Raw genomic sequence first — 15,974 nt, 5'->3', positions numbered from 1 at the left:
CTCAGGTGCGCATCCAACAGGACGGGATCGTCAGCGTGGCCCTCCCCGATGGAGTGTCCGTATGGGTGCAGGCGATCGATATAGGCACGGACGTCCTGGAGCAACATTCATCCTCTGGCTGGGTGCGACGGGATGCGCACCGTGGCAGACCCCGGTGAACAGTTCCTGAACACCCTTGATGGCACAGGAATCGGACATCTGCCTCGCGCGTACTCCGGATCAAGCCGCGCCTCACCGGCCTCCGTCAGGGCTCGCGCGGACGCCGCAATCCCGTACGCATCACGTGACGCTGCGCCAGCGGCGCCGTACGTCGACCTCGAAGTTCACGTGGTCGACGAACTCCTGTGCGGCTGCGAGCGAGCCGCTCTGCAGCTTGACCGAGAAGGGGTCGTCGCGGTGGTGCTCGGCCGCCTCGTGACCGTCGACGGCGAGCCGGACGACGGGCCGCCCACTGCGAGACTTGAGCATCGAGGCGCCCACGACCCGGTCCCAGCCGACCAGCTCCACACGCTCCACTTCGTGGCGGCGGGAGCGCGACTTCGAGCGGCTCAGGACCACACCGTCGAGCGTGGCGTCGATGCGCGTGTGGCGGCCCGACACCTGGGTTGCTGGCATGCGGCGAGTGGACCACACGCAGATGAACGAATCCGTCCCAGTCCCGAGTCCCGAGCACCCGGCCGCCACGTCGAGATCGGCCGAATCCCCGTCTCGCCGGGCCTCTTGGGTTACGGCCGCATGAACAATTACAACTGGGCTTCGCACTCCAGCGACCCGCTCCTACAGTTGGTCCTCAGAGCACGCCACCGTGCAACACCTCGAGCACAGCGGAGACCGGGGATGCACCACATCACCTCGTTCGCAGTCGCGGGAGCGACATCGATCGTGGTCGACGGCAGTCTTGATGTCGTCGCCGCGTACGACCTGCGGTGCTGTGTGGACGCTGCGCTTCGCCAGCGTGCCCGCTTCGTCGGACTCGACCTCACGAGGGTTACCCACGCGGACCTGGACGGCGCGGAGGGCCTGAGACGCTGCTGTGCCGCCGCAGTGGCGTCGGGCGTGGCCCTCACCATCACCGGGTGCAGTCGCCCCTTGCGGGCTGACCTTGCCGTCCTCGAGCTGAAGACGCGGCGCGCCCGGTCCCGAGCACACACGTCCTTCTGAACTTCACCAGTCGGGGTCGACTCGGCGTAGCAGTCGCAACCATCAGCGAATGCCCTTGGCTCCGGAGGCAGCTGTCCTGGAGCACGCAGAGTTCATCCAGCCTCGTCACAAGGCCGGCGGTTCCGACACCCGCCGTTCGTATCCCGCCGGTCGGGTGGACTCATGTCTCGGATCTCCCGCCTGGCCCTCGCGCCGCTTCTCGCCCTCCCCCTCATGGCCTTTGTCCCGGCCCCCGCCACCGCCGCTCCTCCTGAACGAAGTTTCGACCTTCAGGCCCACCGCGGCGGCCTCGGGTTGACGGTGGAAAGCACCGTTCCCGCGTTCGCCAAAGCGCTGGAGCTCGGGGTCAGCACCCTCGAGCTCGACGTGCAGATCACCGAGGATCGCGTCGCCGTGGTCACCCACGATCGCCGGGTCAGCGGCCAGAAGTGCCGCGACACGTCGCCGGCAGTGCCGGATGACCACGAGTTCCCCTACGTGGGCAAGTACGTCAACACGCTCACCCTTGCCCAGGTGAAGACCCTCGACTGCGGCAGCCAGCGCCTCACCGCCCACCCCGGCCAGGAGCTCCAACCGGGTGAGCGGATGCCGACCCTGGCCCAGGTGCTCGATCTGGTGAACGCCCATAAGGCGAAGCAGGTCGGCCTCAACATCGAGACCAAGGTCGAGGCCGGCGCCCCTGCGGAGACCGCTCCGCGCGAGCAGTTCGTGCAGGAGGTCGTCGCCGACGTCCGGGCAGCCGACCTGGTCGACCAGGTCACCATCCAGTCCTTCGACTGGGGCTCGCTGATGCGAATGGCCGAGGTCGAGCCCCGGTTCCCGCTCATCGCGTTGACCAACCGCGACTTCCTGCAGGTCGACCAGCCGGGCGCCTCACCCTGGCTCGGGGGCCTCGACATCGACGACTACGACGACTCCCTGGTCGCCGCCGCCGCGTCGTTCGGCGCCGCCGCGATCTCTCCTGTCCACGGCTTCCCCCAGGACGGCACGGTGAACGACCCGGGCTACCAGCCCTACGTGACGACCGCGATGGTCGACGAGGCCCACGCCGCCGGCCTGGCGGTCGTTCCGTGGACCGTCGACGACAAGCCGACCATGGCGGCACTCATGGACAAGGGAGTCGACGGCCTGATCACCGACTACCCCGACCGGCTGCGTGAGCTCATGGCCGAGCGCGGGCTGAGGCTGCCCCGCGCCTACGACGCCCCACGTCGTACGTCGGTCCAGCCGCTGCCGCAGGCCCACGCGCACAACGACTACGAGCACGGTCGGCCGTTGCACGATGCCCTGTCCCACGGCTTCACCAGCGTCGAGGCCGACGTCTGGCTCGTCGACGGTGAGCTGCTCGTCGCGCACGACCTCGCCGACGTCGACCCCTCCCGCACCCTCGAGTCCCTCTACCTCGACCCTCTCGTCGACCGCGTGCGGCGCGAGGGCGGCCAGGTCTACCGCGGCCACGACGACGTCTTCCAGCTGCTCATCGACGTCAAGAGCACGGCCGGAGCGACGTACGCAGCCGTGCACGACGAGCTTGCCGAGCACCGCCGGATCATGACGACCTTCAGCAGGGGCGCGGTGAAGCCCGACGCCGTCACCGCCGTGATCAGCGGCAATCGCGACCTGACTGCCATGCAGTCCCAGCGCACGCGGTACGCCGGGTACGACGGCCGCATCGGCGACCTCGCATCGGGGCTGCCCGCCTCCGACCTCCCGCTGCTCAGCGACAACTGGACCAAGCTCTTCACCTGGCAGGGCGTCGGCCCGATGCCCGAGGCAGAGCGGACCAGGCTCCACGACATCGTCGACCAGGCTCACGCAGCCGGCTACCGGATCCGGTTCTGGGCCACGCCGGACACAGCCGGCCCGGCGCGCGACGCGGTGTGGAGCGAGCTCCTCGACGCGGGCGTCGACCACTTCAACACCGACGACCTCGCCGGCCTCGAGGCCTTCCTTCGGGCCATGCCTGTCACTTCCACCCGACTGGGCGTCGGCGCGCCGTACACGATGCTCCAGATGAACCTCTGCCTCTCTGGCCTCGCCGGCTGCTACGGGAGGACCGCCTACCCGGCCGTCGTCGACGAGGCGGTCGTGACCATCCAGCAGCAGGACGCCGAAGCGGTCTCGCTCAACGAAGCGTGCAGTGGCGACGTCGCCGAGATCGCCCGCCGAACCGGCTACCAGCTACGGTTCGCTCCCGTCATCTACCGCGGTGCCGAGCTGCCGTGCGTCAAGCCCGAGGGACGCGGCGTGTTCGGCAACGCAGTCCTGACCAAGGAGCGGATCGTCAGCGGTCGGGACCAGGCTTTCGCCGCCCAGTCCGGGGTCGAGGAGCGCCGTTGGATATGCGCGACCACCGTCCGAGGAGTGACCGCGTGTTCGGCCCACCTCAGCACACGCGGCACCGTCGACGCGCAGGCCGCCAACGAGGCACAGTGCGCGGAGCTGACCACCGTCCTGGAGGCGTACGACGGCGCAGTGGTCTTCGGCGGAGACGTCAACCGACGTGAGTCCTGCGCCCCGGATGCCTGGTGGACCCTCACTGACGCCGCCGCGTCGCAGGCTCCCGGCATCCAGCACGTCTACGGCAACGAGCGCCTGACCTCGCCCACCGGCACCGTGGTCCCGGCTACTTACACCGACCACGACTTCCTTCGCGCGGACTCCCGCCTGACACCTGCTTCGCAACGAGTCGACTGACGACCGGTTGCGTATGAAGTAGTCAGCGATAACCGCGCGTGAGAACGCCTTCACGTCAGGTTCATTGCCGACTTATCAGCAGTTCCCAGCCTGAGGACATGAGCATCCACTGGAGAACCGGGACCGCGACAGCGACTACGCGCACCATCAGGCGTACGGCCGCGTTGGGTGTCTTGGTCACCTTGCTCGCTGTCTCCGTGACGATGGGTCCTACCGCCGCGTCGGGTGTGGCGTTGCCCGGTCCCACCAAAATCGAAACCACCTCGACCGCGGTGACAGCGTCACACGTCGGTCCACCGTTCAAGGTGGCCACCTACAACGCCTTGTTCGCCTCCCACACCGACGGGCGCAACCCCAGACGTGCCCAGTTCCCACACTCGACGGTGCGCACCAAACGGACCGTGAGGCTGTTCCGCAGAAGCGGCGTGGACGTCGCCGGTATCCAGGAGCTCGAGCACTCCGCGCGCCGGAAGCTCAGAAGCCTCGCACCTGAATACCGCACCTTCGGTGCGAGCAACAAGGCAGTTGTCTGGCGCAGCGATGACTTCGCATTCATCGAGGGACACACGATCCGAACCCGCACGTACCACCGCCGGATGACGAGGACCCCCGTCGTCACGCTGCGCCAACGCGCCACAGGACAGCATCTGGTGGTCATGTCAGTGCACAACCCAGCCGACGTCAGAGGCCCCGCCGGGGCGCTGCGCGACGAAGCCACGCAACAAGAGCTCGCCGAGGTGCTGCGCTACCGCCGCACCGCCGACCCTGTCCCGCTCGTCGTTCTCGGTGACATGAACGCCAAGGCCAAGTTCTTCTGCGCCTTCACCGCGTCCGGTGACATGCACGCAGCAGCCGGTGGTTCCCACGTCGACGGTGTGTGCAATCCACCGTCGTTCAACAAGGGCATCGACTGGATCATGGGCTCCCCAGACGTGGCCTTCTCCAGGTTCAAGGACGACTACAACACGCGGCTCGCGACCGACCACCCTTTGATCACCGCTGTAGCCCGAATCACCTCTTGAAGCAGCTGTTCCGAGCCGTGATCCGCGACCCGCGATACAACGTTCTTGCGCGGCTACTTGGGGGGCGAGGTCGGCCGGTGCTCACAGCTGGCGGGCGAAGCCGTCCAGGAGCAGGTCGAGGGTGAACTCGAACTCGGTCTGGCTGTCGCACCAGCCCAGAACCGCGTCGGCGGCGTCGTGGACCTCGGCCGCGACCATCGCTGTCAGATGCGGGAACGCTTCGGCCATCGCCTCGAGGTCGTCGTCCGCCTCATCGGCGCCGGCCGCGGCCGGGCTGAAGAGCTCCTGGACGAATCCCAGCGGCATGCTTCCGAAGGTGTGCAGTGCTCGATGGGCGACGTGATAGGAGAAGCCGGCGCCCACCATGGTGGCGAGCAGCGCCTCGTACAGGCCGTAGATGCTGGCCGGGACCGCGGACCTGGTACCGATGAGTCCTGGCGCCCAGGGATGGCGCAGCATCACCGTCCGGGCGGTGAGGAATCGTTGTCGCAGCGTGACACGCCAGTCGTCTGCAGCGGGAGCGGAGACTTCCGCCTCGAGTCGTTCGTGGATCTCCCCCACCACGGTGTCGACCACGCCGTCGAGCAACGCTTCCTTGTTGGGCAGGTGGTGGTAGAGCGACATCGCCTCGACGCCGACGGCGGAGGCAACCCGCCGCATCGTGAGGGCGCTCACCCCTTCGGCGTCAGCGATCGCGACCGCCACGTTCAGCACGCGGTCCCTGGTTAATGGCTCGCGCTGGTCCCGTTCCAATCTGCACCTCCGTCCCTTGCGCGGACCTTACAACGTATGGTTCGATGGCTTCGCCTTACAACGTAAGGCATATCGAGGGAGCTAAACATGACCCAGCCAACCGTCATGAAGGTGCTCGAACCACACGCGGCAGACAAGCGGACCGCTCGAGTGACGGGCGTGCTTTACCTCGGGCTGGCACTGACCGGGATGGTCGGCTTTCTGCTGGTCCGCCCGATGATCTTCGAGCCAGGAGACCCCGGCGCCACAGTGCAGCAACTGGTCGACCACGAGGCGCTGGCCAGGACGGGCATTGTCCTGGAGATGGCGATCGCGGCTACCCAGGCGCTGGCCGCGCTCTGGTTCTTTCGCCTCTTCCGCGCCGTTGACGCCTTCGCGGCCGGAGCGATCGCGGTCTTCGGGATCGTCAACGCGGTCGTCATCCTCATCAGCGCCGCCTGCATGGCGACAGCACTCGACGTCGCGCTCGATCCGGTCGGCGCCCCGGAGGCGGCCCAGCTGGCCTACCTCGTCAGCGAGAACCTATGGGTGGTCGGCACGCTCTTCTTCGGCCTGTGGCTCGTGCCGATGGGATGGTGCGTGATCGAGTCGAGGTGGATGCCCCGCGCCCTCGGTTGGATCCTCGTAGCCGGCGGCGTCGGCTACGTCATCAGCGGATTCGTGGACTACCTCGCGCCTGATGCCGACATGCTGGTCGAGATCCTCACCGTCCCAGCGAGCGTCGGGGAGTTCTGGATGATCGGCTACCTCCTGGTCCGGGGAGTCCGACGGTCCTCATCAGCGTCGCCGCTTCCAGCGGAGACGCTCAGTCCCGCACCTACCCGCGCTTGACCGACGCCTTGTCGACTGGAAGTTGACCGAGAATGCGAGCAGGGCCGGTGGCGAACCACCGAGCCCGCGCGCAAGCCCCTCATGACCCGACGACGCCGCCGTCCTTACGCATGCTTGGCACCGCCCGAGGCGGAGAAACGCACTCCTGCATAGAACCAAGGACTCTCCAGACCCTCAGCTTGCGTGCTGCTGAACGACGTTGAGCACGTTGCCATCGGGAGCACGGACGAAGAAGCGAGTCACGCCCCATGCCTCGGTCGTCAGGGGATGCACGATCTCGTACCCACGCTCCTGTGCCTGGCGGTAGGCGAGCTCGACGTCGTCGACCATGACCGAGACCACGGGGTCCACGGGCGCGGTGGCATCACTGGTCATCACCTGGAGCGTCGCCCTGGATGCAGGAGACGTGTGGCGGGCCACCCAGCCCAGGTTGAACTCCTCCTCGGCCAACCCCAGGTACTCGCTGTAGAAGCTCTTGGCGGCGGCGAGGTCGGGTACGTGGAGGTCGGCGATGATCTGCGTGACGCGGATGCGCGACGGGTCGGCACTCGCAGCCGGTCCGGTTTCGCCCGAGGCCTGCGCCGGCGCGGCGCCCAGGAGGTGGATCCAGCGCGGATCCTGCTGGCCCGACCGGCGCTCGAGCTCGCAGACCAGCGGTTGCGGGCGGCTCGCCATCCCGCGCAAGCACTCCTCGACCTCGCGCCGGTCGGCGAACCCGTGCAACCGCTCGGTGCGGGTGCGCAGCTCGCCCGGCGCCTGCGGGCCACGGAGGAGCAGCACCGTGAGCAGCGCCCGCTCGTCGGGCTCGAGGGCGAGATACTCATCGAGGATCTGGTGGTACTTCAGCGTCCGGCGCCCGGTGTCGGACCACACGATCCGCAACAGCCCGCGCTCCTTGAGCGACTTCGCAGTCCGCTCGACGATCTGCTGGTCGAGGTCAGTGACGGGGTCGCGGCTGCTCGACTGATTGCACGCCGACACCAGTGCGTTCGCGGAGAGGGGATAGGTGGCCGGCACGGTGGTCTGCTTCTCCAGCAGGCTGCCGAGGATTCGCTGTTCAGTCGCATCGAGGACGGGGAGCTCTGTCACGTCACGACCTTAGGTCTGTTTTGCCTACGCCTTACCCTTGGCCCTCGCCACCTTCTTGGTCTCCGCGGACTGGAGAGTGCGGGTCTCGTAGTACTGAGCGCCGACGGTCGCCGTGACCGAGATCCGCTGGCCGAGGTGGCTCGGCTGGAGGACGAGGGTCGAGCCTGTCGCACCGGCAATGGCGCTACCGTCGGCAAACCAGGTGTAGGTGATCTCCTCGGCGGCAGGGTCGAGCTGTGGAGCAACCGCGGTCAGGGTCTGGCCCACGACAGCGGAGCCGCTGATCTCGGGCAGTGCCGCGACCAGGAACTCGTCCACGCACGGCAGGGTGCCTGCCCGCAGGGAGAAGCCGTCGGTGTCGCCGTCGTCTGCCCAGATGACCTCTTTCGTCCCGGCAGCGCAGGTCGAGTCGGGGGCGATCGCCATGCCCTCGTTGTTGAGGTTCGACATTCCGGCGGGACGTGCGTACGACGTCTCGACCGTGAAGTCTCCGTCTACGACCGAGAGGACGTTGTAGATCCCGCCGCAGCTGTCGTCGCACAGTGACCAGAGGACGCCCCTGTCGGCGTCGTAGGTCACATCCATCGAGAAGGGGAAGCCGGACGACTCCACCTTCACCTCCATCGGCGCACGCCCAGAGCGCAGCGAGAAGAAGTGCAGGTCCCCTGTGCCCTCGACTGCGGTCACGAAGAGCCCCGAAGTCGGGTAGGTGCTCGCCCGGTACAACGAGCCACCGACCTCCCACTTGGCGGCGACCAGGAACGCGTCGGGCACATAGGTGATGCCCTCCAGGCCGAGGTTGGTGCCGGTGACGACGAACCCGTTGACGTCCCACTCCTCGACGGCGGTCAGGTCGGTGGTCGCCTGGGTCACGTCGCTGACGATGAAGCGGGCGATCTTGTTGTACGACACGTCGCTGTTGTCGTTGTCGCGCTCGGAGGTGATGTACAGCGACCCGTCAGGTGCGACGGTGACGCCCTCGGAGTCGAGCGCGCCCGTGCCGTCGGCGAAGTGCAGCTTCTTGCCCCCGACCCAGCCGTCGACCGCGACGTACACGTCACCGACCTTGTGCATCTTGTGCAAGGTGTTCTTGTTCTGCACGACCCACAGGATGCCCGGATGCTTCGGGTCGAACGTCGCGCCGGACACGTCGCCTTCGCCGTTGCCGTCGCCATCGCCGAAGCCGTTCACCTCATCGACGGTGACGACGTCCGCGCCCCCCAACCACGGCTGGGGGTCCAGGCTCGGGCAGGAGTTGGCAGCCCCCCAGGTCGCTAGCGGAGTCTCGACGTAGGCGATGTCTCCGAACAGCTCACAGCGGCTGTACGACGCGATGCCGTCCTCGAACCAGGTGTGCGCAACCACGGCGGCGCCGTCGGTGGCGCGGCGGAGGGTCACCGAGTCGGCGCTGTCCAGTCCGACGATGCCTTCGGCGAGGTAGAACGCGCCGGGCTCGATCGACGTACCGTCCGGAACCGTGTGGACGACGTTCCCGTCGGCGTCGACGAGCTGCCACCCGGCAATGTCGACCGCGGCGTCGCCGGTGTTGAGCAGCTCGGCCTTGCCTGCGCTGTTGGACACCTCGTTGAGCACGACCGAGGAGTCGAGACGACGCGACTTGGTGGCGCACGATGCAGTGTTGTCCTGGCCGAAGCTGTTCTCGGTGACTCGCCAGAACTCGTCGGAGCCGTCTGGGCAGGCCGCGAACGCGACCGAGTCGGACTCGTAGTTGTCCGAGACACCCGCATCGCCGTCGCCGTACGACGCCTGGTCGACGAGCTGGCGTACGCCGGCTTCGGCGCCCGGGCCATAGATCTTGACCGAGTCGCCCTCGCCCGAGAGGCCCTTTGTCGAGGTGAACGCGACGTAGCCACCGGCAGGGACCACGAAGTCCGCGGCCGGCTCGAGGCTGTCGCCGTCCCAGACTTTGAGCTCAGCGAGGGGCAGTGGCTCTGCACCAGAGGCAGCCCCGCTGTCGGTCTGGTACCAGCCCTCGATGGTGACGGCCGTGTCACCGGTGTTGACGAGCTCGACGGCGTCACCGAACCCGGGGTTGCCCTCGTCGTCGGCATTGAGCGAAGCGATCTCGTTGATCTCGATGTCGTCCCAATTCGGGTCCAGCGGCGGCGTCTCGACTCCTCCCCCGGGGAAGGTGTTGATCGCACCCGGCGTCTGGTCGGCGCCGTTCTTCCACAGGCCGGTGCCTGACGTCACTCTCGACCAGGTGTTGGCGTGCTCGTCGGGGAGCACGCCCTTGAACGTCGTCGCGACCAGCGTCCCGTCAGGCTTGTACAAGAACACCCAATCGAGCTTGTTGAGTCCGAAGCCGGACTTGGTCCCGTTGCTCACCGGCAGGTAGGTGAAACCGGCGGGAATCTCGGCGTCGGTCAGTTCGGTCTCGACGGCGAGGTAGCGGGCGGCCGGAAGGACGGCGGTCGCGCCCCCCAGGGTGACCCGGTCAGCCGGCGTCGGGGTGCCGGCGCCGTCGGTGACGTACCAACCGCTGAGGTCGATCGGCGTCGAGCCGCCGTTGTAGATCTCGACGTAGTCGTGCAGGCCTGGGGCACTCGTGCCGGCACCGTCTGTGAACACCTCGTTGATGGTGACCTGAGCCTCGGCAGTACTGCCCAGCGTGTTGGGGCCGCCCGGTGTCGGGGACGTCGTCGCCGCGAACTCGCCTGTCGCGTCCGGTGTACGGCCCCAGCTCGGGGTGCGGTGCGACGTCCAGCCGTAGGAGTCGACCGTGGTCAGCCCGTCGGGAGAGATCAGGTTGGCCTCATCCGCGCTGCCCAGCCCGAACGACTTGGGGCCCGAGGACGGGGAGCTGGTGTAGATGACGACGTAGCCCTGCGGAGGGATCTTCCCGACGAGCGGGATGTCGTCCTCGACGAGGGGCGCGTTGTCCTTGAGGTGGTAGCCGGTCAGGTCGATCGTCGTGCTGCTCTTGTTGTAGAGCTCAATGAAGTCACCCCCGGCGAACCCGTTCGAGCTGACCTCGTTGATGACGACGGTGCCGGCTGCGCCGGCCGGGTCGGCGGCGGAAGCAGGCGCAGTGAGGGAGAGGGAGGCGATCCCAAGGGTGGTGACCACAGCAGCGGCCACGGCACGACGTTGGAGAGACACTTTCGACAGTCCTTGAGTCGGCGACCGGGCCCGAGCCAGCCAAGGATTGCGCGACCTTCACCGGCCGCGGGAATACATAGGAAGCCAACGGGGCGGGCGAGAACCTCACGTGAACTCCGCGCCAACGAGGCGGCAACACCCCGGGGCGAGCATGGGTCCGAAGCGGCTGGCAGACGTTCGGGCAACTGCTAGGGATGTCGCGAACTCCAGCCGCTCGGCCGATGCTCGGCGGCTCATCGCGACCACTCGAGGGGAAGCGCAGCATGACCAGCACGTCGTGACGCTCGCCCTGCCAGACACTGTGAGCACGAATCGTGCCCTCGTGGGTGTATGCGGCTCGACGAGCTACCTCGATCGGCCGCCCTTCCATGCAATCAGCACGCACATACAGGTTCTCCAACCGCTCACCAAGTACCTCGCACCCCATGCATTCTCGGTTCTGGCGTAACGTTTCGTAACGCGCCAGGCGTAGCATCCAGAGGCATGTCGAATCGGAACCAGCGCCTCGAGCGGGCTGCGCGGGCTCGTGACGACCGCCTGGGACTGGCGTGGCTGGAGGCGAATCCACCGGCGCCGTGTCCGGGCTGCGGGCGACCTCTCGCTACACGAGTGCCCGGAGCCGGCCCACGCGGTCGCCGACGGATCTGGTGCTCCAACGCATGTCGCCAGCGCGCCTACCGCGCGCGCTTGTTGGCGTCCGACGATACGGCCTCTCCCCCACCGAGCCCGCCCGAGTCAAGCAAGTCGGCCGAGCCGAGCAAGCCACTGCCGCAGACGCACGACCTGGACGCGTGCATCGTTGCCGTCCTGGAGGACCCAACCGCCATCGCATCGGTGCTCGATGTCGTCCGGAGGGCCTCGCGCGATGGCGTCCTGGATCGACCCGCGTACGCAGACGTGCAGACCGCGCTCCTCGCAGTCAGGAACGGCGAAGGCTGAGATGTCGGCTAGTCGTTGAACCTCGATCTCGGCGGAGATTGTCCGTTGTCAGCCAGAGGCGGTGGCTGTCTGTCAGTGACCGGACGATCGCGCCAAGGCGTCGTCCTAGACGTGAGGGGATCCCTGTGGCCAGCGAACGAGACGACAGCGATCAACTCGAGCTGTGGCCATTCGAGGCAATCGAAGGCGACGGCGACACCCGCGAGACCAGCAGCTCGTCAGCCAGCACGCGAGCGCGAGCGGCCTACGAAAGACATGGTCCTCAAGGCAGCGACCCAGTTCACACTCCCGAGTCGGGTCCGAGAACAGTTCCGGCAACCTCCAACGACAACGAACGCCTATGGTCCATCGCCGAGGTCGCTCACTACCTCGGCGTCTCCAAGGACACGGTCTACGGATGGCGGAAGTCCGGGTACGGACCACCGGCGAGCAAGGTCGGCAAACACCTTCGGTGGCGACCGGTCGATGTCACAGAATGGATCGGCCGCCTGCGGCAGACCGAGCTCTCAGCTGTCGAGTGACGCGTGGAACGAACCGCACCGGAGACACGCCCGAAGCGCCGCCTGTCGGCGCGCGTGCGACTTACCGCATCTGCCGATGAGCGTGTGTGTAGGGTCCCTAGGATCGTGACCGGACGAAGGGTGGAACACGTGAGGCATGTCGCGATTGCCCTAACGGGTTTTGGGGTGGTTATTGCTCTCACCGCTTGCGGCAGCGGCGACTCGGCGAGCGATGGAGACTGCAATGCGCGGATCGAATATCAGGGCTCGACATACCGCACTCACAACCTGGTGAAGGCTTCCGCCGAGGCGGAGGAGACAAGGAGCAATGATCAGAACCTGTGGATGGCCCTCGGCGGGTGAACGCGATGAAGCGCACCTTCCCGAGGAAGATCTCGTAGTCACAGAACTCTGATCAGGAACCGGCGTTGGCGCGCTGGTTCGGGAAGGTGCGCTCATGCTCAAGGTAGTCCACGACGTCGAGGCGTCCAACGAGTCGGCCGGTGGGTCGCTGCTTGATGAGATCGTCCGCGACGGCGCTCGGCAGATGCTTGCCGTCGCGTTGCAGGCCGAGGTCGCCGCCTACGTCGAGGCGTTCGCCGATGAGGTCGACGAGGCGGGTCGGCGGCTGGTGGTTCGTAACGGTCATCACGAGCCGCGGGAGGTGACCACGGCGGCGGGCGCGATCCCGGTGCGTGCGCCGCGGGTGAACGACAAGCGCGTCGACCCGACCACCGGGCAGCGGGAGCGGTTCGCTTCGGCGATCCTGCCGGCTTGGGCGAGGAAGTCACCGAAGGTCGCCGAGGTGTTGCCGCTGCTGTACCTGCACGGCTTGTCCAGCGGCGACTTCGGTCCCGCGCTGACCCAGTTCCTCGGCTCCGGCGCGGGCCTGTCCGCAGCCACGATCACTCGCTTGACGAAGGACTGGCAAGACGAGGCAGTCGCGTTCAACAAGCGCTCGCTGGCCGAGACCGACTACGTGTACGTGTGGGTCGACGGGATCCACCTCAAGGTCCGCCTGGAGCAGGACAAGGTGTGCCTGCTGGTGATGATCGGCGTGCGGGCCGACGGTTCGAAGGAACTGATCGCGCTCGACGACGGACACCGCGAGTCGACCGAATCCTGGCTCGACCTGCTCCGGTCTTGCAAGCGACGTGGGATGCGCGCCCCGGTCCTCGCGGTCGGCGACGGAGCGCTCGGGTTCTGGGCCGCGGTCCGCGAGGTGTTCCCCGAGGCCCGGGAGCAGCGGTGTTGGTTCCACAAGATCGCCAACGTCCTCAACGCTCTGCCCAAGTCGGCCCAGCCCGGAGCGAAGGCCGCACTGGCCGAGATCTGGAACGCCGAGGACAAGGACCACGCGAAGGCAGCGGCGAAGGCGTTCGCAGCCGAGTACGGCACCAAGTGGCCCAAGGTGGCCGCGAAGATCACCGACGACCTCGACGTGCTCCTGGCGTTCTACGACTACCCGGCCGAGCACTGGATCCACCTCCGCACGACCAACCCGATTGAGTCGACCTTCGCAACGGTCCGGCTTCGTCAGCGGGTCACCAAGGGCCCCGGATCCCGGGCCGCCGGGGTGGCCATGGCGTTCAAGCTCATCGAGTCCGCGCAAGCCCGGTGGCGCGCAGTCAACGCACCGCACCTGGTCGCGCTGGTCCGCGCGGGCGCGACCTTCAAGAAAGGCAAACTCGTCGAACGTGACGACGACGAGAAGGGAGCGGCCGCGTGAGCCAGGCACCGACCGGAGGCATCCACCACATCGAGTTGTGGGTCCCCGACATCGACCGCGCCGCCGCGGAGTGGGGATGGCTGCTCACCGAGCTGGGCTACCAGCCCTTTCAAGAATGGACCGGCGGACGCAGTTGGCGGCTCACGGGCACCTACATCGTGATCGAGCAGTCGCCCGACATGCTCGAGGAACCTCACGACCGGAAGCGCCCCGGACTCAACCACCTGGCCTTCCACGCCGGCGACCAGCACCGCGTCGACGCACTCACCGCGGCAGCCGCCGAGAACGGTTGGGCACTCATGTTCGCCGACAAGCACCCCCACGCCGGCGGCCCGCAGACCTACGCCGCCTACCTATCGAACACCGACGGCTACGAGGTCGAGCTCACCGCGAGCAACCCGTAGAACTCACCGATCCACAGGTCTTGACGATTCCTCGGAGACAAGTCTCGGTGGCGGTGATGTGGTTGGCTGCGATGGCGATGCCGTGGATCAGGTGTCGGTCTACCGGGTCGTCGGGGTAGAGCCAGACGTGGCGATTGCGGTCACGGGCTCTGAGTGGCGCGGAACTTACGTGCTTGAAGGAACGGGACCCGGCGACTGGGAGACAATCCGGAAGCCAACGACATAGTCCTGCTACACGACTGGGCGCGGCGCGTGACAACGCCCTGATCTGCCACGACGAGGGCACGCTCATGCCGAGATGAGTTCGTCAGGGTTGCGCGCCGGACAGGTCTTCGTAGATGCGCTCGCGTTCCTCGACCGGCACGGTGTCGGCGATGAAGACCCCAAGAGCGTTGGTGTCGTACCGGATGCCAAGGACCATCTCAGGGGGATACCCCTCGAAAGTCCAAGTCCGGACCTGGACGGGGTCGTCCGGAAACACTGAACCGTTGGGGCTCTCTCCTGCGTCGTCACACTCGGCCTGATCCGCCTTGGCGTGTGAGTTTGCCGGTCGTTCGGTCTGCCCCCACGACGTGTAGACGACGTCCTCGACTCGAACCTGATCGGGACAATCCGCCGACGACTGCGTACCAGCCTGGGAACAGCCAGTCGCCACGACGCTGACGAGCAGGAGCAGACTGGTCCTCACCCGGTCAGTATGCGGTCGCTCCATGCCACTGAGACGACGCCGACACACAACCGGCTCCGCTGCGACGAGACGCCCGGATCTGCCGCGATGAGTGCACGCATTCTCTCGTTCGGCGATCCGCACTAGCCTCAGTTCGTGTCCCAGAAGTCAGATCGCCAGCAAGCTCGCGAGGCGGTGGCGGCCTACCACGAGGCGGAGCTCGCCGAACTCGTGGCGCACGTAGCAGAGGCGATTGACCGGTTCCGCAGCGACGAACTCAAGGTCTTCGGCGTCGACGAGGTCCTGTTCCAGTACTCACGCGCCGCGAAAGAACTCTGGAAGTTCTGCAACGTCGGCAACGTCCAGGTGACCGCGGGCCAGCTGCATGGAGCTCCGCCGATCGACTGGTGGGAACGCGGGACACCGAGACGCACAAGACGTCCCGTCGAGGAAGTACCGACCAGCGAACTTGAGTGACAGCGACGCGGCCGAACGTGCCACATTCCGCCGCGTTCCGGGCGGGCTCTGCGCCTAGCTCAGAAGGCGTCAGGCACCCGCACGGCCCCCCTGCCCGGCGATGGGCCGCGGACAGGACTTGTGGGACCAGATCGCACAGTTCCTCGGTCCCAGCTGGTCGTTTCCCAGTCGGGGTTCCCCTTCCGACGCACGCCTCAGGCGCCATGGAGGGGCGCTGGCTGCGTGGCGAAGGGGCTTGGGCTCAGTCAACGGACCGGATTCAAACGCGATGCAGTCGTCGGTGCTCAGCACGTCCATGAACTCGTCGATCGGCAGGTCAAGGATTCGGGCATCGACAACACGGACCTCCAGTCTGTTGTCGTTGCTCGACCTAAAGGGGTGTAGCCACACGTCCACCGGCCGTGGTTTGTTTACGACGTAAGCCACGGGTGTGGTCTTACCCGAACCGGTCGCGACTGCTGGTCGGTTCGTGCACTTCTGGAAGGGAAAACTCATGGGAGAGACACTGAAGGACGGCCTGAAAGACGGCCTGAGCACGATCACGGAGTTCTTGCCGAAGCTGTTGTTGTTCCTGATCATTCT

At 66.9% G+C, this 15,974-nt stretch carries 14 protein-coding genes; 9 read left to right on the top strand and 5 right to left on the bottom strand.

The genetic code is table 11. The features are described 5' to 3' along the window. Positions 1–279 precede the first annotated feature (279 nt). Positions 280–615 (bottom strand): hypothetical protein, encoded by a 336-nt coding sequence (locus tag EUA06_RS00070; protein WP_129472990.1) that lies wholly within the window; start codon positions 613–615, stop codon positions 280–282. A 222-nt stretch (positions 616–837) separates the two neighbouring features. Between EUA06_RS00070 and EUA06_RS00065 the strand changes: the two genes are divergently transcribed. From EUA06_RS00065 to EUA06_RS00055, 3 genes are all read left to right on the top strand, one after another. Then, on the top strand, positions 838–1,161 hold the full coding sequence (locus EUA06_RS00065; protein WP_129472989.1) for an STAS domain-containing protein: 324 nt from the start codon (positions 838–840) through the stop codon (positions 1,159–1,161). Between the two features lie 162 nt (positions 1,162–1,323). Beyond that, positions 1,324–3,858 carry a glycerophosphodiester phosphodiesterase family protein gene (locus EUA06_RS00060; RefSeq protein WP_129472988.1) on the top strand — a complete coding sequence of 845 codons (2,535 nt, stop codon included), beginning with the start codon at positions 1,324–1,326 and terminating at the stop codon, positions 3,856–3,858. Between the two features lie 98 nt (positions 3,859–3,956). After that, positions 3,957–4,880: an endonuclease/exonuclease/phosphatase family protein gene (locus EUA06_RS00055; RefSeq protein WP_129472987.1), complete on the top strand. Its 924-nt coding sequence runs from the start codon at positions 3,957–3,959 to the stop codon at positions 4,878–4,880. Positions 4,881–4,961: 81 nt separating this feature from the next. Here the strand turns inward: EUA06_RS00055 and EUA06_RS00050 are convergent, their stop codons facing one another. After that, positions 4,962–5,594, bottom strand: a complete 633-nt coding sequence (locus tag EUA06_RS00050) for a TetR/AcrR family transcriptional regulator C-terminal domain-containing protein (RefSeq protein WP_207208142.1) — start codon at positions 5,592–5,594, stop codon at positions 4,962–4,964. 126 nt (positions 5,595–5,720) lie between these two features. Here EUA06_RS00050 and EUA06_RS00045 point away from each other — a divergent pair, with 126 nt between their 5' ends. After that, positions 5,721–6,464, top strand: a complete 744-nt coding sequence (locus EUA06_RS00045; RefSeq protein ID WP_207208141.1) for a DUF4386 domain-containing protein — start codon at positions 5,721–5,723, stop codon at positions 6,462–6,464. 174 nt (positions 6,465–6,638) lie between these two features. Here the strand turns inward: EUA06_RS00045 and EUA06_RS22850 are convergent, their stop codons facing one another. Then, positions 6,639–7,553 carry a DUF480 domain-containing protein gene (locus tag EUA06_RS22850; RefSeq protein WP_129472986.1) on the bottom strand — a complete coding sequence of 305 codons (915 nt, stop codon included), beginning with the start codon at positions 7,551–7,553 and terminating at the stop codon, positions 6,639–6,641. A gap of 24 nt (positions 7,554–7,577) precedes the next feature. Next, positions 7,578–10,655 carry a lamin tail domain-containing protein gene (locus EUA06_RS00035; RefSeq protein WP_129472985.1) on the bottom strand — a complete coding sequence of 1,026 codons (3,078 nt, stop codon included), beginning with the start codon at positions 10,653–10,655 and terminating at the stop codon, positions 7,578–7,580. A 680-nt stretch (positions 10,656–11,335) separates the two neighbouring features. On the opposite strand from EUA06_RS00035, the gene EUA06_RS00030 reads away from it, so the two are divergent. The 4 genes from EUA06_RS00030 to EUA06_RS00015 all read left to right on the top strand — a co-directional run bounded on the left by EUA06_RS00030 (position 11,336) and on the right by EUA06_RS00015 (position 14,248). Beyond that, complete coding sequence (locus tag EUA06_RS00030) at positions 11,336–12,136, top strand: helix-turn-helix transcriptional regulator (RefSeq protein WP_129472984.1); 801 nt, start codon at positions 11,336–11,338, stop codon at positions 12,134–12,136. A 129-nt stretch (positions 12,137–12,265) separates the two neighbouring features. Next, complete coding sequence (locus EUA06_RS00025) at positions 12,266–12,478, top strand: hypothetical protein (RefSeq protein WP_129472983.1); 213 nt, start codon at positions 12,266–12,268, stop codon at positions 12,476–12,478. Between the two features lie 94 nt (positions 12,479–12,572). Next, on the top strand, positions 12,573–13,844 hold the full coding sequence (locus tag EUA06_RS00020; protein ID WP_129472982.1) for an IS256 family transposase: 1,272 nt from the start codon (positions 12,573–12,575) through the stop codon (positions 13,842–13,844). After that, positions 13,841–14,248, top strand: a complete 408-nt coding sequence (locus EUA06_RS00015) for a VOC family protein (protein ID WP_129472981.1) — start codon at positions 13,841–13,843, stop codon at positions 14,246–14,248. Before EUA06_RS00020 ends, EUA06_RS00015 begins: the two co-directional genes overlap by 4 nt. A 307-nt stretch (positions 14,249–14,555) precedes the next feature. Here the strand turns inward: EUA06_RS00015 and EUA06_RS00010 are convergent, their stop codons facing one another. Next, positions 14,556–14,936, bottom strand: coding sequence for a DUF6281 family protein (locus tag EUA06_RS00010; protein ID WP_129472980.1), 381 nt, complete (start codon positions 14,934–14,936; stop codon positions 14,556–14,558). A gap of 135 nt (positions 14,937–15,071) precedes the next feature. On the opposite strand from EUA06_RS00010, the gene EUA06_RS00005 reads away from it, so the two are divergent. Then, positions 15,072–15,392 carry a hypothetical protein gene (locus tag EUA06_RS00005; RefSeq protein WP_129472979.1) on the top strand — a complete coding sequence of 107 codons (321 nt, stop codon included), beginning with the start codon at positions 15,072–15,074 and terminating at the stop codon, positions 15,390–15,392. Positions 15,393–15,974 lie beyond the last annotated feature (582 nt).

This window comes from Nocardioides glacieisoli, assembly GCF_004137245.1.
GTDB classification, from domain to species: domain Bacteria; phylum Actinomycetota; class Actinomycetes; order Propionibacteriales; family Nocardioidaceae; genus Nocardioides; species Nocardioides glacieisoli.
The sequence above is the reverse complement of the archived record's forward strand: the minus strand, read 5'-3'. Positions and strand labels throughout refer to the sequence as shown.